At 68.4% G+C, this 23,286-nt stretch carries 19 protein-coding genes and 2 pseudogenes; 12 read left to right on the plus strand and 9 right to left on the minus strand.

Translation table 11 applies throughout. From position 1 onward, the window contains the following. Positions 1 to 19: 19 nt before the first annotated feature. The 3 genes from IEY55_RS10070 to malQ form a co-directional block, all read right to left on the minus strand. Positions 20 to 409 (minus strand): DUF3037 domain-containing protein, encoded by a 390-nt coding sequence (locus IEY55_RS10070; protein WP_189056363.1) that lies wholly within the window; start codon positions 407 to 409, stop codon positions 20 to 22. Beyond that, on the minus strand, positions 406 to 1,164 hold the full coding sequence (locus IEY55_RS10075; RefSeq protein ID WP_229686233.1) for a HipA family kinase: 759 nt from the start codon (positions 1,162 to 1,164) through the stop codon (positions 406 to 408). The genes IEY55_RS10070 and IEY55_RS10075 overlap by 4 nt, the downstream gene beginning before the upstream one ends. Before the next feature lie 96 nt (positions 1,165 to 1,260). After that, complete coding sequence (gene malQ / locus IEY55_RS10080; RefSeq protein WP_189056365.1) at positions 1,261 to 3,318, minus strand: 4-alpha-glucanotransferase; 2,058 nt, start codon at positions 3,316 to 3,318, stop codon at positions 1,261 to 1,263. Positions 3,319 to 3,513: 195 nt separating this feature from the next. Between malQ and glgX the strand changes: the two genes are divergently transcribed. From glgX to treZ, 3 genes are read left to right on the plus strand one after another with little or no spacing between them, the layout of a single operon-like run. After that, positions 3,514 to 5,670: a glycogen debranching protein GlgX gene (glgX, locus tag IEY55_RS10085; protein WP_189056367.1), complete on the plus strand. Its 2,157-nt coding sequence runs from the start codon at positions 3,514 to 3,516 to the stop codon at positions 5,668 to 5,670. Between the two features lie 6 nt (positions 5,671 to 5,676). Further along, positions 5,677 to 7,986, plus strand: coding sequence for a malto-oligosyltrehalose synthase (gene treY / locus IEY55_RS10090; RefSeq protein ID WP_189056369.1), 2,310 nt, complete (start codon positions 5,677 to 5,679; stop codon positions 7,984 to 7,986). Then, positions 7,986 to 9,785, plus strand: coding sequence for a malto-oligosyltrehalose trehalohydrolase (treZ, locus tag IEY55_RS10095; RefSeq protein WP_189056371.1), 1,800 nt, complete (start codon positions 7,986 to 7,988; stop codon positions 9,783 to 9,785). Before treY ends, treZ begins: the two co-directional genes overlap by 1 nt. A 200-nt stretch (positions 9,786 to 9,985) precedes the next feature. On the opposite strand, the gene IEY55_RS10100 is transcribed toward treZ, so the two are convergent. Next, positions 9,986 to 10,816 carry an aldo/keto reductase gene (locus IEY55_RS10100; RefSeq protein ID WP_189056373.1) on the minus strand — a complete coding sequence of 277 codons (831 nt, stop codon included), beginning with the start codon at positions 10,814 to 10,816 and terminating at the stop codon, positions 9,986 to 9,988. A 453-nt stretch (positions 10,817 to 11,269) separates the two neighbouring features. Between IEY55_RS10100 and IEY55_RS10105 the strand changes: the two are divergent. From IEY55_RS10105 to IEY55_RS32980, 3 genes and pseudogenes are all read left to right on the plus strand, one after another. After that, a pseudogene (locus IEY55_RS10105) lies at positions 11,270 to 11,949 on the plus strand (aspartyl/asparaginyl beta-hydroxylase domain-containing protein). Between the two features lie 196 nt (positions 11,950 to 12,145). After that, complete coding sequence (locus IEY55_RS10110) at positions 12,146 to 12,937, plus strand: SDR family NAD(P)-dependent oxidoreductase (protein ID WP_189056374.1); 792 nt, start codon at positions 12,146 to 12,148, stop codon at positions 12,935 to 12,937. Next, on the plus strand, positions 12,849 to 13,388 hold the full coding sequence (locus tag IEY55_RS32980) for a transposase (protein ID WP_373289989.1): 540 nt from the start codon (positions 12,849 to 12,851) through the stop codon (positions 13,386 to 13,388). Before IEY55_RS10110 ends, IEY55_RS32980 begins: the two co-directional genes overlap by 89 nt. On the opposite strand, the gene IEY55_RS10120 is transcribed toward IEY55_RS32980, so the two are convergent. Beyond that, positions 13,342 to 13,770 carry an ArsI/CadI family heavy metal resistance metalloenzyme gene (locus tag IEY55_RS10120; RefSeq protein WP_189056376.1) on the minus strand — a complete coding sequence of 143 codons (429 nt, stop codon included), beginning with the start codon at positions 13,768 to 13,770 and terminating at the stop codon, positions 13,342 to 13,344. The genes IEY55_RS32980 and IEY55_RS10120 overlap by 47 nt on opposite strands. 82 nt (positions 13,771 to 13,852) lie before the next feature. Between IEY55_RS10120 and IEY55_RS10125 the strand changes: the two genes are divergently transcribed. The 4 genes and pseudogenes from IEY55_RS10125 (at position 13,853) to IEY55_RS32770 (ending at position 15,961) form a co-directional block, all read left to right on the plus strand. Beyond that, positions 13,853 to 14,203 carry an ArsR/SmtB family transcription factor gene (locus IEY55_RS10125; RefSeq protein ID WP_189056377.1) on the plus strand — a complete coding sequence of 117 codons (351 nt, stop codon included), beginning with the start codon at positions 13,853 to 13,855 and terminating at the stop codon, positions 14,201 to 14,203. Beyond that, entirely contained in the window at positions 14,200 to 15,309 is a 1,110-nt protein-coding gene (arsB, locus tag IEY55_RS10130) for an ACR3 family arsenite efflux transporter (RefSeq protein ID WP_189056378.1), read from the plus strand. Before IEY55_RS10125 ends, arsB begins: the two co-directional genes overlap by 4 nt. Then, a pseudogene (locus IEY55_RS32985) lies at positions 15,293 to 15,523 on the plus strand (three-helix bundle dimerization domain-containing protein); the annotation flags it as partial. The gene arsB and the pseudogene IEY55_RS32985, both read left to right, overlap by 17 nt. A 30-nt stretch (positions 15,524 to 15,553) precedes the next feature. Then, positions 15,554 to 15,961, plus strand: coding sequence for an arsenate reductase ArsC (locus IEY55_RS32770; protein WP_308424741.1), 408 nt, complete (start codon positions 15,554 to 15,556; stop codon positions 15,959 to 15,961). A gap of 78 nt (positions 15,962 to 16,039) precedes the next feature. Here the strand turns inward: IEY55_RS32770 and IEY55_RS10140 are convergent, their stop codons facing one another. Then, positions 16,040 to 16,849: an SAM hydrolase/SAM-dependent halogenase family protein gene (locus IEY55_RS10140; protein ID WP_189056380.1), complete on the minus strand. Its 810-nt coding sequence runs from the start codon at positions 16,847 to 16,849 to the stop codon at positions 16,040 to 16,042. Between the two features lie 112 nt (positions 16,850 to 16,961). Beyond that, entirely contained in the window at positions 16,962 to 18,446 is a 1,485-nt protein-coding gene (locus IEY55_RS10145) for an AfsR/SARP family transcriptional regulator (protein WP_189056381.1), read from the minus strand. 394 nt (positions 18,447 to 18,840) lie between these two features. Here IEY55_RS10145 and IEY55_RS10150 point away from each other — a divergent pair, with 394 nt between their 5' ends. Both IEY55_RS10150 and IEY55_RS10155 read left to right on the plus strand, forming a co-directional pair. After that, positions 18,841 to 19,236, plus strand: a complete 396-nt coding sequence (locus tag IEY55_RS10150) for a peptidase inhibitor family I36 protein (RefSeq protein ID WP_189056382.1) — start codon at positions 18,841 to 18,843, stop codon at positions 19,234 to 19,236. Between the two features lie 43 nt (positions 19,237 to 19,279). Further along, a complete protein-coding gene (locus tag IEY55_RS10155) occupies positions 19,280 to 20,185 on the plus strand; it encodes a hypothetical protein (protein ID WP_189056384.1) in 906 nt (301 codons plus the stop codon). A 141-nt stretch (positions 20,186 to 20,326) separates the two neighbouring features. Here the strand turns inward: IEY55_RS10155 and IEY55_RS10160 are convergent, their stop codons facing one another. Both IEY55_RS10160 and aceB read right to left on the minus strand, forming a co-directional pair. Continuing rightward, positions 20,327 to 21,610 (minus strand): DUF6986 family protein, encoded by a 1,284-nt coding sequence (locus tag IEY55_RS10160; protein ID WP_189056386.1) that lies wholly within the window; start codon positions 21,608 to 21,610, stop codon positions 20,327 to 20,329. Then, positions 21,610 to 23,211, minus strand: coding sequence for a malate synthase A (aceB, locus tag IEY55_RS10165; protein ID WP_189056388.1), 1,602 nt, complete (start codon positions 23,209 to 23,211; stop codon positions 21,610 to 21,612). The genes IEY55_RS10160 and aceB overlap by 1 nt, the downstream gene beginning before the upstream one ends. Between the last annotated feature and the right edge of the window lie 75 nt (positions 23,212 to 23,286).

The following is a 23,286-nucleotide window of genomic DNA, read 5'->3' on the forward strand; positions in this document are numbered from 1 at the left end:
GCCCCCGAACTGGCCCTCCTCAGCGCACGAGGCGGTCGAGGAGACGGTCCAGGTCGGCTTCGGGATCGTCGGTCAGGCCGGTGTGCACCGGGCCGGCCTGGATCACGGTGCTGCGCGGCGCGGTCAGCCACCGGAACCGCTGGCCCAGGCTCATCTGGGCGCCGGCCGGGCCGGCGTCCTCCCCGCCGAGGCAGGTCATCTCCCAGGCGCGCAGCGCAGCCCGCATGGCGGCAACGTCCGCCGAGGGATCGAGGGCGCGCAGCCTGGTCTCGTCGAGGTGGACTCGTGCGCCGAGGAAGTCGCGGGCCTGGCAGTAGAGCAGCACCCCGGCGTTGATCTGCTCCCCGCGCTCCACCCGGGGCACGACGCGGATGAGTGCGTACTCGAAGGGGTCGCGCTCGCCGCTCACGCCGCAGCCTCCGGCAGCCAGACCGCCGAGGCGGTGGCCCGCTCCGCGAGATGGTCGACGTAGGCACGGCGGACGGCGTCCGGACCGACGAAGCCGGGCTCGTCGGCCAGCCAGTCGGCCGGCACCAGGCCGACGACCTCGGTGAGCAGGTCGGCGGTGACCTTGTCGCGCAGCTCGCGGTCAACCTCGGCGAGGTCGTTGACGAACGGGGCGAGCACGTGGTCGCTGGCGTCGTAGGGCCGGCGCACCGCCTTCTCGGCGGTGGGCCAGTTGTGGTGGAAGATGAGCGAGGCGCCATGGTCGATCAACCACAGCTCACCGTGCCAGACCAGCATGTTGGGATTGCGCCAGCTCCGGTCGACGTTGCCGATCAGCGCGTCCAGCCACAGCACCCGTGCCGCCCAGGCCGGCTCGGCCGAGAACGAGACCGGGTTGAAGTCCAGGGCGCCCGGGAGGAAATCCACGCCGAGGTTGGTGCCGGCGCTGGCCCGTAGCAGGTCCTGTACCTCCTGGTCGGGCTCGGCCGGGGCGAGTGCCGGGTCCAGCTCGACCAGCACCAGCTCGGGCACGCGCAGCCCGACCCGGCGGGCCAGCTCGGTGCCGACCACCTCGGCCACCAGCGCCTTGCGGCCCTGCCCGGCGCCCCGGAACTTCACGACGTAGGTGCCCAGGTCGTCGGTCTCGACGACACCGGGCAACGACCCGCCTTCACGCAGCGGCGTGACATAGCGCAGGGCTGTCACCTGGTTCAACACTCGGCGAAGCATAGACGGGCAGGTCATGCCATTTTCCGCCGGAGAACGCGTGAGGAGGACCTCTCCGCGGCGGAAACCGCGCCTCGTCGCCCGGGTTCACGGGGCATGGGCGACCTCGTCGCGTGGCCGGGTTCCCCGCTCCCAAGCCGCCAATTCACCGGCGATCCGCCGTACCCGGGGATCCTCCCGAAACTTCTCGAGGGTCACCGGCAGGGGTAACCGCCAGTTCGGGTACTCGTCGACCGTGCCGGGCAGGTTGGGCTGACGGGTCTCCCCGAGCACGTCGTAAGGCGAGGCGAGGAGCAGGCGGCACGGGGTACGCGTCAGGAACCGGTGCATGGCCACGACGATGTCATCCTCGGTGACCATGTCCCCTGTGGTGGTGCCGTCGACGGGGATGGTGCCGTCGGTCGGCGCGTCGCCGAGCAATCCCTGGTCACGGAGCAACGCCAGCAGCTCCGTCCGTTCGGAGGCAGCCTGCCTGGCTTCTCGCGCGGGATCGTCGAGCAGTCCGAGGTCGGCGCGCACGCGGACGTGCTCGCCGCGCAGGAAGCCGTGGGCGGTGGGCAGGTCGTGGGTGGAGATGCTGGCGGCGGCCAGACTCGGCCACTGCTCGGGTGGGAGTAGTGACCGGCCCGGGGCGTCGTCGTCGCGTTGGAACCACAGCACCGCCGTACCCAGAACCTCCTGCCGCCGTAGCCGGGTGCGCACCGCTGGTTCGACGGTGCCGAGGTCCTCGCCGATGACGACTGCACCTGCCCGACGTGCCTCGAGGGTGAGCACGGCGAGCATGGCCTCGGCGTCGTAGTGGACATAGGTGCCCCGTACGGGCGGCTCGCCGGGCGGGATCCACCACATTCGCCACAGGCCCATGACGTGGTCCACCCGGATGCCGCCGGCATGGCGGAGCACTGCACGCACCATGTCGCGCAGCGGCCGGTAGCCCTCGACGGCCAGCCGGTCCGGCCGCCACGGCGCGAGCTGCCAGTCCTGGCCGCGCTGGCTGAAGGCGTCCGGCGGGGCGCCGATGGTGACACCGGTGCCGATGACGTCCTGCAGTGCCCAGGCATCGGCGCCACCCGGGTCCACTCCGACGGCGAGGTCGTGCACGATGCCCAGCGGCATGCCGGCATTGCGAGCGGCGTGTTGGGCGGCGGCGAGCTGGCTGTCGCACTGGCGTTGCAGCCAGGCGTGGAAGGCAACGCGTGGGGCCAACTCGACGCGAGCGGCCGCGACCTGTGAACTGGCGGGGTGGCGTAGCGGGGCGGGCCAGCCGCGCCAGTCCGGACCGTGGCGCTCCGCGAGCGCGCAAAAGGTGGCGAAGTCGGCCACCGCGTCGACAGGTGCGTCGGTGTCGGCTGTGTTCCCGTGCTGGTCGGACCGCCGCTGGTCGCGCTGCCACAGCAGCTCCAAGGCGGAGCGCTTCGCTGCCCAAACCGCGTCGTAGTCGATCACCTCGATACTGCTCGGCCGCATCTCATCGATGCGGTGACGAGTCTCCGGATCAGCCCGGTGATAGGCCGCCGTGTCGGTGACGCGCAGATAGAGCGGGTTGGTGCAGCGGCGGCTGGAGGGTGAGTAGGGCGAGGCGGGAACTGGGTGCAGGGGGGTGATCGCGTGCAGCGGATTGCACAACACCAGTCCTGCGCCCAGGCCCCGTGCCGCCCAGCGGGCGAAGTCTCGGAGGTCGCCGAGGTCGCCCATCCCCCACGATCCGGCGGAGCGGAGGGCGTAGAGCTGGAGGGCCCAGCCCCAGGAGCGAGCGGGTGGGGTCAGGCACGGCGGCGTGACGATGACCGTGGCCAGCCGGTGACCGAGGGTCAGGTGGTGGTAGCCGAGTGGGAGGTCTGGCGGGAGGCCATCGGTCAGGCGGCGCTCGGTGCCGTCCTCACAACGCAGCTCGGCGGCCGCGGGGAGGTGGCGGTGGCTGCCCTGGCGCACGACGAGCGTCGGGGGCAGCGTGGTGGGCTCGCGGGTGGCGGCCACGGCGTCCAGCTCGCGGCGCACGGCGGCCGGTGTGGCGGCGTCCACTCCCAGCCGCTCGAGCACGGCGACGACCACGTCGGGGTCGACCGTGACCCGCTGCCGCTGGTCGTTCTCGTACCAGGTGGCCACGCCGTGGGCGGCCGCGAGCCGGGCGAGCTCGGTGTCCACGGGTGCGGATGCTGCCAGTGGTGGTGTCCGGGGACCGGCGGTGTCATCCAGACGTCGGCATGTCGGGGTCGGGCCTGGACGCCCGCCGGGCTCGGCCGCGCGCCTCCGGTCGTGCACCGGGTCGGGTGGACCTCGCGGTGGGCCGGGTCGCGTGCCGCGCGGAGTGGGCGGGTGTCTGGTACGTCAGATCGTGTGATGCGCTGGCCGGGGTCGCCCTATCCGCTGGGCGCGACGTACGACGGGGCCGGGACGAACTTCGCCCTGTTCTCCGAGGTCGCCGAGCGGGTCGAGCTGTGTCTGTTCGACGAGGACGGCCACGAGACCCGGGTGCGGCTGACCGAGGTCGACGGGTTCGTCTGGCACGTCTACCTGCCACGGGTCGGTCCGGGACAGTGCTACGGCTACCGGGTGTACGGCCCGCACGATCCCGCTCAGGGGCTGCGATGCAACCCGGACAAGCTGCTGCTGGACCCCTACGCGAAGGCGATCTCCGGTGAGCTGTGCTGGCACTCGGCGTTGTTCGACTACGACCTGGACGGCGGCCCGGACCGCAACGACCTGGACTCCGCGCCGTACCTGCCGAAGTCGGTGGTGGTGACGCCGTTCTTCGACTGGGGTGACGACCATCCGCCGCGTCAACCCTATGACGAGACGGTGATCTACGAGGCACATGTGCGGGGCCTGACCATCCGGCACCCCGAGCTCCCCCAGGAGCTGCGCGGCACCTACGCCGCACTGGGCCATCCCACCGTCATCGAGTACCTGCAGCGGCTCGGTGTGACGGCGATCGAGCTGATGCCGGTGCACCAGTTCATCGACGATCACCAGCTGGTGCTTCGCGGGATGACCAACTACTGGGGCTACAACACGGTCGGCTTCTTCGCGCCGCACGAGGCGTACTCGTCCACCCGTGGACAGGCGCGGCAGGTGCAGGAGTTCAAGTGGATGGTGCGGTCGCTGCACCGCGCGGGGATCGAGGTCATCCTCGACGTCGTCTACAACCACACTGCCGAGGGCAACCACCTCGGTCCGACGCTGTGCTGGCGGGGCATCGACAACCGGGCCTACTACCGGCTCGTCGACGACGACCCCAGCTACTACATGGATTACACGGGCACCGGAAACTCGCTCAACGCCCGTGATCCGCACACCCTGCAACTCATCATGGACTCGCTGCGGTACTGGGTCAGCGAGATGCACGTCGACGGGTTCCGGTTCGATCTGGCCGCGACGCTGGCCCGCGAGTTCTACGACGTGGACCGGCTGAGCGCCTTCTTCGACATCGTCCAACAGGATCCGGTGATCAGCCAGGTCAAACTCATCGCCGAACCCTGGGATGTCGGTCCGGGCGGCTACCAGGTGGGAAACTTCCCGCCCCTGTGGACGGAGTGGAACGGTCAGTTCCGGGACACGGTCCGGGATTTCTGGCGTGGGCAGCCGGCCACGCTGGGCGAGTTCGCCTCCCGCATCACCGGATCCTCCGACCTCTACCAGGACGACGGCCGCCGCCCCTACGCCTCCATCAACTTCGTTACCGCCCACGACGGTTTCACCCTCGCCGACCTGGTCTCCTACAACGACAAGCACAACGACGCCAACGGCGAGGGCAACCGCGACGGTCATTCCGACAACCGGTCCTGGAACTGCGGCGCCGAGGGACCAACCGACGATGCTGCCGTCAACAAGCTGCGTTCCCAGCAGCGTCGAAACTTCCTGACCACCTTGTTCCTGTCCCAGGGTGTGCCGATGCTGTCACACGGGGACGAGTTGGGGCGTACCCAGCGTGGCAACAACAATGCCTACTGCCAGGACAATGAGCTCTCCTGGATGGACTGGTCGCTGGCGGAGAAGAACCAGGACCTGCTGGACTTCACCCGCGCCGTGGCCGAGATGCGCCGCGCGCACCCCGTGTTCCGGCGGCGGCGGTTCTTCGGTGGCCGCCCCATCCGCAAGGGTGACGAGCTGCGGGACATCGCCTGGTTCACCCCACGCGGGACGGAGATGACCGAGCAGGACTGGGAATCCGGGTTCGGGCGCTCCATCACCGTGTTCCTCAATGGGAACGGCATTCCGGACGTCGACCGGTACGGCCGGCGCATCCGAGACGACTCGTTCCTGCTGTGCTTCAACGCGCACGACGACACGATGAACTTCACGATGCCCAGCGCCGAGTACGGCGGTGAGTGGACCGTGGTGCTCGACACGAACACCGGTGAGGTGCTCAGCTGCGGCGGCGGGCAGGTGACCGGTGTGATCGCGGGCGGAGCCCCCGCCACGCCGCGCTCGGTGCTGGCCGGCCGCGCGTTGCCGGTCAACGGGCGCTCCCTCGTGCTGCTGGAACGGACCGGGTGAGGCGCCATGCCGCCGCCCTCCGCCACCTATCGTCTGCAGCTCGGTCCGTTGATGAGCTTTCGCGATGCCGCAGCGCTCGCCGACTACCTCGTGGAACTGGGAGTCGGCGCACTGTATGTCTCTCCGGTGCTCCAGGCCGCGCCCGGCTCGACCCATGGTTACGACGTCACCGACCCAACGCAGCCTTCGGAAGCGCTGGGTGGCGAGGACGGATGGCGGCTGCTGACCGCCCGGCTCGGGCAGCGTGCTCTGGGGCTGGTGGTGGACGTCGTGCCCAACCACATGGGTGTGGGGGATGCACCCGCCAACCCGTGGTGGTGGGACGTGTTGCGGGAGGGGCGTGGCTCGGAGTACGCGCATTTCTTCGACGTCGACTGGGATTCCGGCCCGTTGTTGCTGCCGGTCCTGGCCGACGATGGGGACGGTGAGGCAGTCGCGCTGGGTGATCTGCGGGTCGAGGGTGACTGTCTCGTCTACCGCGATCACCGCTTTCCTGTTGCCCCGGGAACGGGTAACAGTGATCCACGCAGAGTCCACGAGCGCCAGCACTACCGGTTGGTGTCGTGGCGGCGCGGCAACCGAGAACTGAATTACCGACGGTTCTTCGACATCACCGACCTGGCCGCGGTTCGGGTGGAGGATCCGGTGGTCTTTGCCGCGACACACGCGACCTTGCTGCGGTGGGTCGAGGATGGTGCGGTGACCGGGTTGCGGATCGACCACCCCGACGGGCTGGCCGATCCCGGTGGTTACGTACGGCGACTCCGGTCCAGTGCCCCGGATGTCTGGCTGGTGGTCGAGAAGATCCTCGGGGTGGACGAGGATCTGCCCGCATCGTGGCCGGTAGATGGCACGACCGGATATGACGCGCTGCGCGAGGTGTGTGGGCTGTTCGTCGACTGTACCGGGGAGGAGTCGCTGACCAATCTTTACGTGGCCGAGTGCAATGACCTGGATCCTCGGCGACTGAGCTGGGAGTGCCGGATCATGGTGGCCAGCCGTGTCCTACGTGCTGAGGTCCGGCGCATCGCTGCCCTGTTGCCGAATCTGGATCGGGAGCGAACCGAGGAGGCTGTCGTCGCCGTACTGGCGTCATTCCCGGTGTATCGCTCCTACCTGCCCGAAGGGCGAGGATACTTCGAGGAAGCTGTCATGACGGCACGGCAGGCACGTCCCGAGTTCGCCGTCGAAATCGATGCCGTGGCTGATGCGGCGCTTGCCGTTCCTGATGGCGAGCTGGCCCGGCGGATCCAGCAGACCTCGGGAATGGTGATGGCCAAGGGCATCGAGGACACCCTGCTCTACCGCTATCCCCGGCTGGTGGCGCTCAACGAGGTCGGTGGCGATCTTCTGCGTTTCGGTGTGGAAGTCACGGAGTTTCATCAACGTGCGGCGGCACGGGCGGCTGGTTGGCCGCACACGATGACGGCGCTTTCCACGCACGACACCAAGCGTTCGGAGGACGTGCGTGCTCGCATCGCAGTGCTGTCGGAGCTGGCGGATGAGTTCTCGGCGTTGGTGCGCAGGTGGTCGGCGCGATGCGCGCTTCCCGAGCCGACGCTGAATCTGCTGGGTTGGCAGACCTTGCTCGGAGCCTGGCCGATCGGGATCGAGCGGCTGCGGGAGTACCTGCTCAAGGCGGCACGGGAGGCCAAGCTCGGCACGAGCTGGACCGACCGGAACGCGGACTTCGAGGCGGCCGTGGCCAACTGGCCCGTCGAGGTGCACGAGGACGAGGACCTGCTGTCCGAGGTGGCCGCGTTCGCTTCGCGCCTGCAGCAGCCGGGCTGGTCGAACTCCCTGGGACAGAAGCTGCTCCAGCTAGCCGGGCCCGGTGTTCCCGACATCTACCAGGGAACCGAACTGTGGGACTTTTCCCTGGTGGATCCGGACAACCGTCGGCGGGTGGACTTCGACGAACGACGTCGGTTGCTGGCGCGGATTGCGGACGGCTGGCTACCGCCGGTCGACGAGACGGGAGCGGCCAAGTTGCTGGTGACGACCCGGGTGCTGCGACTTCGTCGGAACCGTCCGGAGCTCTTCCACGGTTACCGACCGCTGTGGGCGGAGGGAGTCGCGGCGCGGCATGTCGTGGCGTTCGCTCGCGGTCCTGCCGCCGAACTGGTGGCGGTGGCTACCCGGCTTTCGGTGGGCCTGGCACGGTCCGGTGGCTGGCGGGACACACTGCTTCCGCTTCCGTGGGGCTCTGGCCGTTGGGTTGACGTACTCAGCGGACGTGCTGTGGCGCCAGCGACGCCGCCGTTGGCCGAACTCCTGGTCGACTACCCCGTTGCCCTGCTGCTCCGGGAGAAGTGATGACGCAGCTCGCCGAGGGCGTTCCTGCCGGCTCGGGCCTGCCCCGGACGGGCACGGACTTCACCGTGTGGGCGCCGGAGCGGTCCCGGGTCCGGCTGTGGCTGGACGGTGCCGAGTACAAGATGGTTCGGGACGAGCGCGGGTGGTGGCGGGTGACGGTGCCCATCGCGGCCCCGGGGATGGACTACGGCTTCCTGCTCGACGACAACCCGCAGCCGCTGCCTGATCCGCGTTCCCTGTGGCAGCCCGATGGGGTGCATCGTCCATCGCGCCGTTACGACCACGATTTCTTCCGGTGGACGGATGAGTCCTGGGCTGGGCGTTCGCTTCCGGGGTCGGTGGTGTACGAGCTGCATGTCGGGACGTTCACCGATGCGGGTACGTTCGATGCCGCGGTCAGTCGGCTGGATCACCTGAGGGGCTTGGGTGTCGACTTCGTCGAGGTCATGCCGGTCAACGCCTTTGACGGCCCGTACGGCTGGGGCTACGACGGGGTCCTGTGGTACGCGGTGCACGAGCCGTACGGCGGGCCAGACGGATTCAAGCAGTTCGTCGATGCCTGCCATACGCGGGGGCTGGGTGTGCTGCTGGATGTGGTCTACAACCACCTCGGGCCCTCCGGTGCCCATCTTGCCGACTATGGCCCCTATTTCACCGGCCGCACGATCTGGGGCCCGGCGTTGAACGTCGACGGACCGGACTCGGACGAGGTGCGCCGTTACGTGATTGACAATGCACTGAGCTGGCTGCGCGACTTCCACGTCGACGGGCTGCGGCTGGACGCGGTGCACGCGCTTGTTGATCGACGTGCGGTGCACCTGCTGGAGGAGCTGGCGAGTGAAGTCGAGGCGTTGTCCGCGCACTTGCGGCGACCCTTGACGTTGATCGCTGAATCGGATCTCAACGACCCGCGCCTGGTGACGGCTAGGGAGGCCGGCGGCTACGGGCTGCACGCGCAGTGGAACGACGACCTTCATCACTGCCTGCACACGGCGTTGACTGGGGAGAGGCAGGGTTACTACACGGACTTCGGTTCGCTGCAGGCGTTGGCGGACACCCTGCGCGAGGTGTTCTTCCACGCCGCGACCTGGTCATCCTTCCGCGGGCGGACGCACGGTCGGCCGGTGGATACCCACCGGCTGCCCGCACATCGTTTTCTTTTCTCCGCGCAGAATCACGACCAAGTCGGCAACCGGGCGGCTGGGGACCGGCTCAGCGCCGTCCTCTCCCCCGGTCTGCTGGGCTGCGCCGCCGCCCTACTGTTGTGCTCTCCCTATACGCCGATGCTGTTCATGGGCGAGGAGTGGGGCGCCAGCACCCCGTGGCAGTTCTTCGCATCCTTCCCGGACCCGAAGCTGGCCGAAAAGGTGCGGCGGGGCCGCCGCAAGGAGTTTGCCGAGCACGGCTGGGGGCCGTCCGAGGTGCCCGATCCACTGGCACCGGCCACCCTGGAACGTTCCCGACTAAACTGGTCGGAGACCGGCCAGGGTTGGCATGCCGAGTTGTTGGGGACGTATCGGGCGCTGGTGGCGTTGCGGCGGGCCCGCCCCGCGTTGTCCGACCCCTGGTTGGACCGGCTCGTTGTGGACCACGACGAGTCCAGGCGATGGATCGTGCTTCATCGGAACGATGGTCGTGGGGACCGGCTGTACGTGGCCTGCAACCTGGGCTCCGTGCCTGCCCGAGTCCCCTTGCCTGACAGGGCTGACGTGCTACTCACCAATGGTCAGGCAAGCGTCGGTCCGGGCGGGGTCGAGCTGGGTCCGGAGACGTTCGCCGTACTCGACCCGGTCCGCTGACGCCCTCCCGTGGACCACCACCTGTCCCCATCCCCCGAAGTTATCCACAGCCCACGATCTTGGTCTTGATTCGCGCTTCCACAGCTCAGTAAGCTCGCCCTGGGCTGCGCAGACCCGGGCGGGCGGGGGCTGCACTCCCACTAGGGCTGTCGCGGGTGGTGGCGGGCCGCTGGAAACCCGCCTACCGCCCGCGGACCGTCTTACTCGACGAAGGTGTCCGGGTGGGGGCCGGTGCGTTCCCCGGTCTCCAAGACGGCGATGGCGGCGAGATCGTCGGCATCCAGGTCGAAATCGAAGACCGCAATGTTCTCCCGCACCCGCTGCGGGTTGGCGGACTTGGGGATCACGACGTTGCCGAGCTGGATGTGCCAGCGCAGGATCACCTGGGCCGGCGTGCGGCCATGTTTGTCCGCAATAGTCACGATCGTCGGGTTCGCCAGCACCTCGCCGCCCTTGGCCAGCGGGCTCCACGCCTCGGTCAGAATGCCGTGCCTGGCGTGGAACGCACGCAGCTCTTCCTGCTGCAGGCGGGGATGCAGCTCGATCTGGTTGGTGACCGGGACGACACCGGTCTCGTCCAGCAGCCGTTGCAGGTGCGGGACCTGGAAGTTGGACACCCCGATCGCCCGAGCGCGTCCGTCGCCATGAATTTCTCGGAGTGCTTTCCAGCTCTCGACGTACCTGTCCCGGGTAGGCACGGGCCAGTGGATCAGATACAGATCGACGTAGTCCAGCTTCAACCGGTCGAGGCTGGCGTCGAAGGCCCGCAGCGTCGAGTCGTATCCATGGTCGGTGTTCCACAGCTTGGTCGCCAGGAACAACTCGTGCCGGGGAATGTCGGACTCGGCGATCGCCCGGCCGACTCCCCGCTCGTTGCCGTAGAACGCCGCGGTGTCGAAACTGCGGTAGCCCGCGTCGATCGCCGCACGCACGACCGGAGGCACCTCGTCGTCGGTGAGCGGGAACAATCCCAGTCCGAGCTGGGGAATCGTGACGTCGTTTGTCAGCTTGATGGCGGGAACAGTCGTCATCGCCAGGCTTTCCTTCACGTTGGGGGTCCACAACGGACGCTTCCGAGTCAACCAGTTACCTCGCCGGTCACGTCACCGCACGTGCCGCACACCACATCCCAACACGAGAGGTTTCCGTCCGCCATTCGAAACCAACTGGTTCCGTATTTCCGGAACCGCAACCTCCGGCCCGACGCGACCGCCCGGGCCGGCCGCCCGCCATTCCCCCGTGCGAATCATCTGGTCAAGTGCTGTTGAGCGATCTCGACGCGGGAAGCGCCCAGCCGCAGGATCATGGATGGTCACGGCAACGGCTGGCCGCAAGCCAGCGTCACGTGTTGGTAGGGAGGTGGCGTCGAGCGTGGCTCTTCCGCAGCCCGGGAAGGACAGCGCCAAACAAACATTCTCCACCGAGGGCATTCCCCCGATGGGTCGACCGAGTCTGGTCGTCCGTGTGCTGATGCGCATCGTCAAGTGGGCCGAACGGCTCAACACTCGTTGCTCGAAGGTGGGAAACGAACCGGTTCCCGACAACACCGTCTTCGGTTGGGCCACGATGTCGAGCGGGAGTGGCAGGCCATCCGCTCCGAGCTGGAAGGTGTACTCACGCGGCGTGACGAGCTGCCCGCGTTCCAGGACATCGTCACCGACGTTCGGACGATCACCGAAGACCAGGCATGGAAGGTCTTCCTCCTGCACGCCTACGGCTCCTCCTCGGAGCGCAACATCACGTGCTGCCCACGGACCTGGGACACCGTCCGGCGCATCCCCGGCTTCAAGTCCGCGATGTTCTCGATTTTCGAACCGGGTAAACACCTGCCACCGCATCGCGGGCCTACAACGGCGTGCTGCGGCTCCACCTCGGTCTGATCGTGCCGCGCGAGCGGGACAAGGTGGCGATCCGGGTCGATGACAAGGTGTGTCGCTGGGAGGAGGGCCAGGTTCTCATCTTCGACGACGCGTACGAGCACGAGGCGTGGAATCACTCCGACGAGACACGCGTGGTGTTGTTCGTCGACTTCGTCAAGCCACTCCGGTTTCCCGCCAATGTGGTCAACTGGATGTTGCTGAACCTGGCCCTGTTCACGCCCTTCATCCGGGAAGGTGCGCAGAATCACCGGAAGTGGGAGAAGCGCTTCTACGAGTCGGGCTGATCCCGATGCTGGGCGGGTTGTTCTCCGGGCGTGGTCGCCAGCGAGACCGGAGACTCCACACCCGGAGGGCAACCCGTTCGCTCCCCCGGTCCACCAGAGAAGAGTGGCCGATCCAGTAGGCCGTTCGAGCGGTGCGCCGGTGACGGGGCAAAGGGCAGAATGTTCCCGTTCCGAACGGTTTCGCGGTGGAGGCTGTATGGACCGGTTGGCAGGCAAGGTCGCCATCGTGACAGGGGCGGGTCAAGGGATCGGACGAGGGATCGCTCGACGGTTCGCGGCGGAGCGCGCGAACGTCATGGTCGCCGAGATCGACGAAGAGACCGGCCAGCGCACCGCCGCCGAGTTGGCGGATGGCTTCGGAGTGGACGTTCTCTTCCTCCGCACTGACGTGTCCGACAGAGCGGCGGTCGAGAACATGGTCGACGTCACCAGGCAGCGGTTCGGTAGCGTGGACATCCTCGTCAACAACGCGTGGGGCGGTGGTTCGTTCTCCGGACTCGAGAAGAAGAGCGACGCGGACATGGAACGGGGCTGGCGTGTCGGCTGCATGAGCGCCTTCTGGTCGATGCGGAAGGTGTTCCCGCTGATGTGCGAGCAGGGTGGTGGCCGAATCATCAACATCTGCTCGCTGAACGGCGTGAACGCCCACATGTTCACGGCCGAGTACAACACCGCCAAGGAGGCGCTGCGCACCCTTACCCGGACCGCGGCCCGCGAGTGGGCAGGGCACAACATTCTCGCCAACGTCATCTGCCCGGCCGCGGCGACTCCCGCGTACGAGGCGTTCGCCAGGTCGAGCCCCGAGAATGCCGCGGAGTTGTTGAAGCAGAACCCCATGGGGCGCATGGGCGATCCCGAACTGGACATCGGTGGCGTGGCGCTGTTCCTGGCCAGCGACGATGCGCGTTACGTCACCGGCAACACGCTCTTCGTCGACGGCGGCAGCCACATCAACGGCGTGGCCTGGGCACCGGTGCCTCCCGGCTAGCGCCCATCTTCGAAGGATCTTGGTGCGGATTCCAGCATCGTGCGGTCCCACCAGCAAGATCCATCTGGTCAGTGAGGGCCATGGCCGACCGCTGTCGATCCTGGCACACCAGCGGCAATGTACACGACTGCACCCATTTCAGGCGGTCTTGTCGGCATCAGGGTGCCGCGGTCGGGTGCGGAACGCTCGCACCCGACCGGACCATGTGATCGCTGACAAGGGCTACAGCTCTCGGGCCTTCCGCGCGCACCTGCGCCAGCGCGGCATATCGCGCACCATCCCCGAGCGCGGCGGCCAGCCAACTCACACGGTGGCGAGGCATCGCCACTACGACAATCGAGCTCGGTCCTACCTCGCTGTCCTCGCCATGGCCAGCATCCTGGGCTCCACGAACGGGCGCCAGGTCAGCTGCAGCAGCCTGCCGCCGCCCGGGGCTGACCCGCCGGGCTGACCTTGTCCGCGGTGGGCGCGTCGGCCTTCACCACGTACACCTCCCACGGCTCCTTACCGGGGCCGTGCACCCACACCTTGTCCTGTACGGCGTAGCAGCAGGTGGTGTTCTCCTCCACCGCGGTGTCCATGCCCTCCGCGGCCAGACGGCGGGTGGCCGCGGTGACCTCCTCGGTGCTCTCCACCTCGACACCGAGGTGGTCCAGAGCGGTCTCCTGCCCGCGCTCGCCCTCCAGCAGCACCAGCTTGAGCGGCGGCTCGGCGACGGCGAAGTTGGCGTAGCCGGGCCGGCGCTTGGCCGGTTCGACGCCGAACAGCCGGCGGTAGAAGTCCACGGACCCCTCCAGGTCACCCACGCGTAGCGCGAGCTGCACTCGGGACATCACGAACGCCTCCTTTATCGAAGGTTATCGATATTGCGTGACACAGCTTGCGCCCTGAATCGACAGCTGTCAACATAGGCCCATGTCGATACAGCCTGGTGCACCCGGGGGATGCTGCTCACCGCTGGTCCGCGAGCCGGTGGGCGAGGCGGACGCGGCGGAGCTGGCGCGGGTCTTCAAGGCGTTGTCGGACCCGGTGCGGCTGCGTCTGCTCTCGCTGGTCGCCGCGCGCAGCGGCGGTGAGGCGTGCGTGTGCGAGTTGGTCGAGCCGTTCGACCTCAGCCAGCCGACGATCTCCCACCACCTGAAGGTGCTCCGGGAGGCCGGCCTGGTCACCGCCGAGCGGCGTGGGACCTGGGTGTACTACCGCGCGGTGCCGGCGACGCTGGGCCGGCTGGCCGCGGTGCTGACGCCGGAGGCGGTCACCGCATGACGGCCACCGAACAGCACGCCGCCGAGCGCGGCGTGGTTGCGAAGCTGTCCACGCTGGACCGGTTCCTGCCGGTGTGGATCGGTGCGGCGATGCTCGTCGGGCTGGCCGCCGGGCGGTGGATCCCGTCGCTGGGCAGCCTGCTCGGCGCCGTGGAGGTGGGTGGGGTCTCGCTGCCCATCGCGGTGGGGCTGCTGGTGATGATGTACCCGGTGCTGGCCAAGGTCCGCTACGACCGGCTGGACACCGTGACCCGCGACCGCCGCATGATGGTCGCCTCGCTGGTGCTGAACTGGCTGGTCGGGCCGGCCCTGATGTTCGCGTTGGCCTGGATGTTCCTGCCCGATCTCCCGGAGTACCGGACCGGGCTGGTCATCGTCGGGCTGGCCCGCTGCATCGCGATGGTCATCATCTGGAACGACCTGGCCCGTGGCGACCGGGAGGCCACCGCCGTCCTGGTGGCGTTGAACTCGGTGTTCCAGGTGGTGGCGTTCGCCGGGCTGGGATGGCTCTACCTGCACGCGCTACCCGGCTGGCTGGGCCTGCCGCAGGCCGAGCTCGACGTCTCCGCGTGGGAGATCGCCCGGGCGGTGCTGGTGTTCCTCGGTATCCCGCTGGTGGCCGGCTACCTCACCCGCCGGCTCGGGGAGCGGACGCGCGGCCGCGACTGGTACGAGCGGCGGTTTCTCCCGCGCATCGGCCCGGCCGCGTTGTACGGGTTGCTGTTCACCATCGTCGTCCTGTTCGCACTGCAAGGTGAGCAGATCGTCGCCCAGCCCTGGGACGTCGCCCGGATCGCGTTGCCGCTGCTCGCCTACTTCGGGCTGATGTGGGCCGGCTCGTTCGCCCTCGGCAAGGCGCTCGGGATGGGCTACGCGCGCACGACCACGTTGGCGTTCACCGCCGCCGGCAACAACTTCGAGCTGGCCATCGCCGTCGCCGTCGCGACGTTCGGCGTCGCCTCCGGCCAGGCCCTGGCCGGAGTGGTGGGACCACTCATCGAGGTGCCGGTCCTCGTAGCGCTCGTCTACGCGGCCCTGGCCGCCCGCAGGTTCTTCCCCGCTCCCGCCGCCGAGCCCGTGGAGGAGACCCGTGTCCCACGATCCTGACCGTTCCTGCCGCGACCCGGAGGAGGGTCGCGACACCGACGTCGACCCCCGCCTCGAGCGTGCCGTCACCGACCTGACCCGTCGCTTCGACGGCACCTTCTCCCCCGACGCCGTGCGCGGGTGTGTGCTCGAGGCCCACAACGAGCTCGCCGCCGCGGCAACCGTGCACAGCCACCTCCCCGTACTGGCCGCCCGGCTCGCACGCGAGCGTCTGGAAGCCACCGCCACGAATCTGGGAAGCACCATGTCGCACACCCCGGAAGTCCTGTTCGTCTGCGTCCACAACGCCGGCCGCTCCCAGATGGCCGCCGCGCTGCTGCACCATCACGCACGGGGGCGGGTCACCGTGCGCTCGGCCGGCTCGGCACCGGCCGAGACGATCAATCCGGCCGTGGTCGAGGTGATGGCGGAGCTGGGGATCGACCTGTCCCGGGAGTTCCCCAAGCCGCTCACCACCGATGCGGTTCAGGCCGCCGACGTCGTCATCACGATGGGTTGTGGCGACGCGTGCCCGGTCCTTCCCGGGAAGCGGTACCTGGACTGGCAGCTCGACGACCCGGCAGGGAAGCCCGCGGCCGAGATCCGGCCGATCCGCGACGAGATCGACCGCCGGGTCCGTGCCCTGCTGGCCGACCTGGTGCCCAGCGCCTGATCCCCCTGTCCGGGCCGCCGGGAGCAGGGGCCCGGCCGCCCACTCCTGTCCGCCCAAATTGCACCGTTGTCGCGGTGCTTACCGCGTCGCCTCGATCATGATGTCGTGGTCCCGGTGGGTCTCGAGCCAGTCCGCAGCCGAGCCGCCGTTGCGGGCGATCGCGACGAGGTCGGCCGAGTCGACGAACACCACCAGTTCGCCGATGGGGACATCGCCGAACGTGGTACCGACGGTCGCCGGGACCGTGGTGGTGCCGACGCTGACCTGCACCGGGCTTCCCGGGCGCAGCCCAGCCTCGGCCAGATGGGCTCGTGACGCAGCGAGCTGGACGTTGCCGAAGTGGTCCGTGGAGAGCACCTCCGCCGTGAGCCGACCCGGCCGCGCACGCGCCACCGGCTCGGGCAGTCGAACCAGGTCGTCCGCGTCGAGGACCGGTCCGAAGCGCATGGGCGGCACGCCCAGGACCAGGTGGGCGGTGACCGGGGCGAACATGTCCCGACCATGGAAGGTCGAGGACACGGTGGGCGCCCAGTAGGTCGGGTCGGCCAGCTCGTGGGCGGCGGTGACTCCACCCAGCGCCTCGGCGGCCGGGAGGAGAAGACCGTTGTCCGGCCCGACCAGCACCCCGCCGGGCGTTGCCACCACGATCCCCCGCCGGCTGGTCCCGACGCCGGGATCCACGACGGCGAGGTGCACGGCCGGCGGCAGTGCGGGCACTGTCTGGGCCAGCACCGCCGCGCCCCGCCGTACGTCCTGCGGTGGTACCAGGTGCGTCACGTCGATCACGCGTGCTCGCGGCGCCAGCCGGGCCAGGACACCATGGCATGCGGCAACAAACCCGTCGTCCAGACCGTAGTCCGTCGTGAACGACACCCACTCGTAGCCCATGCCCCAGTCTCCCGCATCGGGCCGGGCATCCGGTGGAGGCAGCTCCTGGGCTGCGGTCCCCGCCTCCCGGGTCAGCTGGGTGGCCGGGCCGGACCCGGCCGAGGTCCGAGGGCTAGGCGGATGTCGGCGACATTTCGTCGGCCAAGACCGAAAGCGGGAGATCCGGGTATGTCGCTGCGCGTGCGGCGACAACACCAACAGCAAGGGGAATGCCGGCACACCCTCGAAGCAAATCGGCTGCGGCACCGGGCTCGGCGGCCACCCGCTGCGCACCAAGCCGCCGTACCAGCAGCTCCCACGCATCGTCAGGGGGCAACGCCTCCAGATCGACGGCATGGGCCCCATGCACACGTAGGCTGGTGAGCTGGCTTCGGCTGGTGACCAACACCGCGCAGTCGGCGGCACCGGGCAGCAGCGGCTCCACTTGGGCGGTGTCGTGGGCGTCATCCAACAGGACGAGCATTCGCCTACCGGCTATCAGGCTGCGGTACAGACCGACCTGCGCATCCATGTCCGGTGGGATCGTGTCCGGTGACACCCCGAGTCCGTACAACAGGGTCCGCACGCTTGTCTCCGGTGGGACCGGTCTTCGCGAGGAGCCACGGAGGTCGAGGTACAGCTGTCCGTCTGGAAACCGGTCGATATTCTGGCACGCCCAGTGCAGGGCCAGGTGGGTCTTTCCCACACCACCCCTACCGGCAATCACGGAAATCACCACCCGGCACGAACGGGTAGAGCTGTTGCGCGCCGCGGTGAGCCGGTCCAGTTGCGGACCCCGACCGACAAGGACCGCGGGTTCGGCCGGGAGCTGACGGGGAACCGGCGACGGAGGGGAGGACCCGGTGATCATGGGACCGGCGAGGGTCCGGTCGCCGAGGAGCATCCGCTGGTACAACTCCTGCAGGGTGGGTTCCGGGTCGACCCCCAGCTCGTCGGCCAGGCGCCGCCTGACCCGTTGGTAGTGCTCCAGCGCATCGGCTTGGCGACCGCAGCGGAACAGGGCGAGCATGAGTTGTCCGGCGGATCGCTCGTCCAACGGATGTGCGGCGGCCTGCGCGGACAGCCGGGCGAGCAGCTCCCGGTGCCGGCCCAACCGCAACCCGAGTTCGTTGCGGTCCAGCTCGGCCACCAGCCGCTCCTGCCCCAGGCGTTCCCGCACCGAACTGAGCCAGGAGCTGTCCAGCCCGGCGAACGCCTCGCCCCGCCACAGGCTCAGTGCCCTGTCGTACAGGGTCAACGCCCGGTCGTCCGAGTCAGCTGTACGAGCCTGCACCACCAACCGGCGAAACAGGTGCAGGTCCAGCTCCTCGGCATCGGCACTCAGCACGTAGCCGGCCCGTCGCCGCTCAATACCGATCGCGCCCGTCCTGCCCAGGGCGTGCCGGAGCCGGCACACATAGCTGGAGAGCACACGCGGGGCCCGGCGTGGCAGCGACTCACCCCACACCCGGTCGGCGAGCTGCTGCCACGACACCGGTCGGTTGACATCGACCGCCAGGGCGGCGAGTACGCACCGCTGCCGGGCATGTCCGAGATCGACAGGTCGATCGTCGGTCCAGCACTCCACCTCACCCAGAACGCCAATACTCGTCGCCATTTACGGCACGCTCCCCCAGTCCGGCAGCTTCCCGCAGCCGCCGTATTCGTCCGTGGTGACCAGCAGATCAACCGTCTCACAACACGTTCTGCACATGGAGCGGCCACAGTGGTGAAGGCACTGTCGCATACAGCCGGAACCGGGTGGTGGATGGATTCCGATGCGTACGCAGGAGAGCTGTCACCCGAGCAAGCCACCGGTTGGTAACTGCACGCACGAACCCGTCTTGCTACGACCGGAGTCGTGAGTACCGCCCGCATGTTCCGGTGTCATGACGGGTCCAACCGGTCGGGTTCACGTTGGAAAGTCACGAGAGGAGCTGTATCTCATGGGTATCCGTGGCGTCGGTTCGGCACTGGCTGGTAGGGCGGCCCGTGGCACGGCGGTGGCCGCGATGGCACTCGTCATGGCCGCAGGCGGGGTCACCGCAGCGGCCGCTGAGCGCCCCGCTGCCGCACCGGGCGCACAGGAGACGGAAGTGACGGCCCAACCCAGACCCTCCTGTCCCAGAGGATGGGTGTGCTTCTGGACCAAGCACGGTTTCCGCGGACATCGCGGAAAAGTGGCCGGCAACAACCGCAACTGGCAGGCTTTCCCGGAAAGGTACTGCCGCAGCGGCACTTGGGACAACTGTGCCTCATCCGCATACAACAACGGTCGTACCCACCATGTGCGCTTCTATCAGCACCCCAACTACAGGGGACGTGGTATCAACATCTACAAGGGGCAGAGCCGGTCCAGCCTCGGGTGGATGAACGACCGGACGAGCTCCAACAAGTGGTTCCGCTGAGTACCGGACGGCCGCCCGTCATCGCCCGACCGTAGGGACCGAAATGTCGAGTCTCAAACTCCTCGCGGCGGCTACGCGGGCGGCACTCCTCATCGTGCTTGCTGGTTGCACGGGCGCGCAACCAGCAAGCACACCCGTCGAGGATCCGCACGTCACGCTCGGCGAAGCCGATCTGAAACTGCTCACCATGGAGGAACCCTACGCCGCAGAACGGGAGCGGCTCGCAGCGGTCGATCTCGATGAGACCAAGCGCTGCATGAGGAAGGAAGGATTCGACTACCCGGTGGCGAGCCCGGATTCCGCTCCCGATTACTGGTGGCGGCCGAACATGGCTGAGCGTCGGCGTGACGGTTACGGTTTCCACAAACAAGGTGCCACACCACCCCGCACCGCCGTGGACGACTACGTGGAGGCGCTGCCCGATGGCGAGCGGGCGCGCTACGACCAAGTATTGTTCGGCCGGGAGGAAGACTACGCATCGATCGATCTGGTCACTGGCCAGCGGTACTCGTTTCCGACCGACGGGTGCACGGCAGCCGCTGCCGAACGGTTGTACGGCAGCCCCGCCAAGGCCGCGCTCGTCTACTACCTCCCGCAGGAGGTCCGGAACAACCTCCTCGATCGCATCGAGGCTGATCCCGTATACCACGAGGTGGTCGGTCGATGGAGTCAATGTATGAAGGCACGTGGCTACGAGCTCGCGACGCCTTCAGATGCACGACAGACCGTGGGAGCACGGGTTGACGACGCTCCACGACATACCGCACCGGAGCAGTGGGAAGTCGAGATCGCGGTTGCCGACGGCGAGTGCGTGCTCGAGACCGATGTACCGGCGTCAGTTTCTGCGCTGCTTCGTCGTTACGCCGACACCCTCAACGCGGATGAACGGCGTCAGCTGGTGGAGGCTGGGCGAGCACACACCGAAGCGGTTCGCAAGCTCGGTGGCTGATCCCGACGTCCCCTCACCCGACGCTACGGAGGTTCGGTCGGTTCGGTAGCTCCATCATCCGACCACCACTGTGTAGCGGCGAGCCACAACTGGGTTGGAGTCAAAGGCAGTTCGACCCCAACCCAGTGGTTCGGGCCAGCGTCAGGAGGTGGGAAGCGGTTCGCGGTGGACGAGAGCGCGTAGGCCCGCGGCGGACAACCCGGTGAGGTGTTCCACCTCATCGGGTTCCATGGCCCCACAGTCCACGGCGCGCTGCATCGACATCGCCAACGCCTGGGCGGTAGCCGGCTCGTCGAGCACCGCTCCCCCGGCGCGCTCCACGTAACGGCGCAGCCGGGTGCCATCTGCCTCGGCGGCGGAGCGGAAGAAGGCGAAGACGGTGGCGTACCGGCTCACCAGCTGCGCGGGATGCAGGTCCCAGCCCTGGTAGAAGCCGTGTACCAGACTGCGTCGGACCAGGGTCGCGTGCGTACGCCAACCCAGGCGTACCCGGGTAGCCTCGCCCACGGGCAGCACGTTCGTCGAGCCGTCGGACAGTCGTACCCCCGTACCGGCGGCGGAGAGCTGCATGACGTGCCGGGCGAAGTCACAGGCGCTGTGCGCCATGTGTTGCTGGGCCGCAGAAAGCCCGCATGCAGCGGTGTAGTCGTAGGTACCGAAGTGCAGTCCACTCACTCGGCCCTGGCCTGCCTCGATCCAGGACGGTAGGGCAAGGCGACCGGAATGGTCCATGATGGACTGTATCGTCTCCACCTGGATCTCGAAGCGCAGTGCGCCTTCCGGCAACCCCAGAGCCTGCTCGGTCAGCTGGAGCACGTTCACCAACGTCGTGACCTGCGCGGTCGCGGTCACCTTCGGGAACGTGAGGACGAACCCTTCGGGCAGGCGTCCCTCCGTGCGCTCCAGCAAGGCAGTGAGTAGGACGTCGAGCGTGCGCACACTGCGTTCGCGTAGCACCGGCGTGTCAAAGGACTTGACCCGAACGCCGAACCAGGGCGGGCACAGGCTCGAGCCGGTCCAGGTCACGAGGTGCTCGGCCGTGCGGACCGCGTCGGCGTCCTCCCGCTCGTCCCCCGGTGCACCGTAGCCGTCCTCGAAGTCCACGCGGAAGTCCTCGACGGGCTCGCGGGCGAGCTTGCTGCGTACCCGCGGGTGCACCACCTCGGCCAGCTCCACGGGCAGGTCCAGTGCGTTCGCCAGATCCGCGGGGGATGCTGCGTGGTCCTCCATCGCGGCCAGCGCCGTGTTACCCCACTGGCACGGCAGGTCGGCGGTGACCTGGTCCGCGGGCACGTAGCAGGTGTGCACCGGCTGCCGGCCGCCCGGGTCACCGGGGTAACGCCGCGACCGCGCGTCGTCCACTTCGGACAGTTGGGCCAGCGTGGCGCGCACTGTCTCCTGGTCCAGCGACATCCGTACCGTCATCAGTCGATCCGCTCGTAGGCTGGCAGGGTCAGAAAGTCCACGAAGTCCTCGGCGAGCGCGACCTCCTCGAACACCTCACGGGCGTCCTTGAACCGTCCGGTCTCGAAGGCGGCCGAACCCAGCTCGTCGGAAATCCCGGCCAGCTCCTCGTCGAGGATCCGGCGCACCAGCTCGACGGTGACCGGTTCGCCGTTGCTGAGCCGGACGCCGTTACGGATCCACTGCCACACCTGGGACCGGGCGATCTCGGCGGTGGCCACGTCCTCCATCAGGTTCTGGATGCCGGCCGCACCCACGCCGCGCAGCCAGGACTCGATGTAGCGCAGGCCGACGTTGACGTCGCTGCGCAGGCCCTGCTCGGTGATCTCACCCGGGGTCGCGGCCACGTCAAGCAGGTCGGCCGCGGTGACGGACACCTCCGGGCGCTGGCGGTCCACCTGGTTGGGCCGCTCCCCCAGCACGTCGTCGAACACCTCGGCGCAGACCGGCACCAGGTCGGGGTGGGCCACCCAGGAACCGTCGAAGCCGTCCCCGGCCTCGCGCCGTTTGTCCTCGCCCACCTTGGCCAGCGCGCGGGCGTTGACCTCGGGGTCGCGGCGGCTCGGGATGAAGGCCGCCATACCGCCGATGGCGAACGCACCACGCTTGTGGCAGGTCTGCACCAGCAGCTCGGTGTAGGCGCGCATGAAGGGGGCGGTCATCGTGACCGAGTTGCGGTCGGGCAACACGAAGTCGCGCCCGGCATCCCGGAAGTTCTTGATGACGCTGAAGAGATAGTCCCAGCGACCCGCGTTCAGCCCCGAGGCGTGCTCGCGCAGCTCGTAGAGGATCTCCTCCATCTCGAAGGCCGCGGTGATGGTCTCGATGAGCACGGTGGCACGGATCGTGCCGTGCGGGATTCCCAGCGCCTGCTCGGCGTGGGTGAACACGTCGTTCCACAACCGCGCTTCGGCGTGCCCCTCCATCTTGGGCAGGTAGAAGTACGGGCCGCTGCCCTTGTCGAGCAGTCGGCGCGCGTTGTGGAAGAAGTAGAGCCCGAAGTCGAACAGTGACGCGCTGACCTGCTCGCCGTCGACCAGCACGTGTCGTTCCACCAGGTGCCAGCCCCGGGGGCGGAACACGATGGCCGGGGTGCGCTCGACGGTGAGCCGGTAGTGCTTGCCCTCCGGGCCGGTGTAGTCGATGCGGCGCTCGATGGCGTCGATCAGGTTCACCTGACCGGCGACCATGTTGTACCAGGTCGGTGCGTTGGCGTCCTCGTGGTCGGCGAGCCAGACCCGGGCGCCGGAGTTCAGCGCGTTGATGGTCATCTTGCGCTCGGTGGGCCCGGTGATCTCCACCCGGCGGTCCCGCAGGTCGGCCGGTGCCTCGGCGACCCGCCAGTCACCGGCCCGGACGTCGGCGGTCTGCGGGAGGAAGTCCAGCCGTCCGCTGCGGGCGATCTCGTCGCGGCGCCCGGCCCGGGCCGCGAGCACCTCGACGCGGCGGGGGCCGAACCGTCGCTGCAGGTCGGCGACGAAGGCCAACGCCTGTGCGGTGAGCACCTCCTCCCCGCGCTCGACGGATGGTCCGACGACGGTCACGCCGTTGTGGTCGCTCACGGTCCGCTCCTCAGCAGTACGAGCGTCATCCTTCTATTATCCGGAGCTTAGATTTTGTATCGTGGAAGTCAATGG

It is taken from the genome of Longimycelium tulufanense, assembly GCF_014645795.1.
GTDB lineage: Bacteria > Actinomycetota > Actinomycetes > Mycobacteriales > Pseudonocardiaceae > Longimycelium > Longimycelium tulufanense.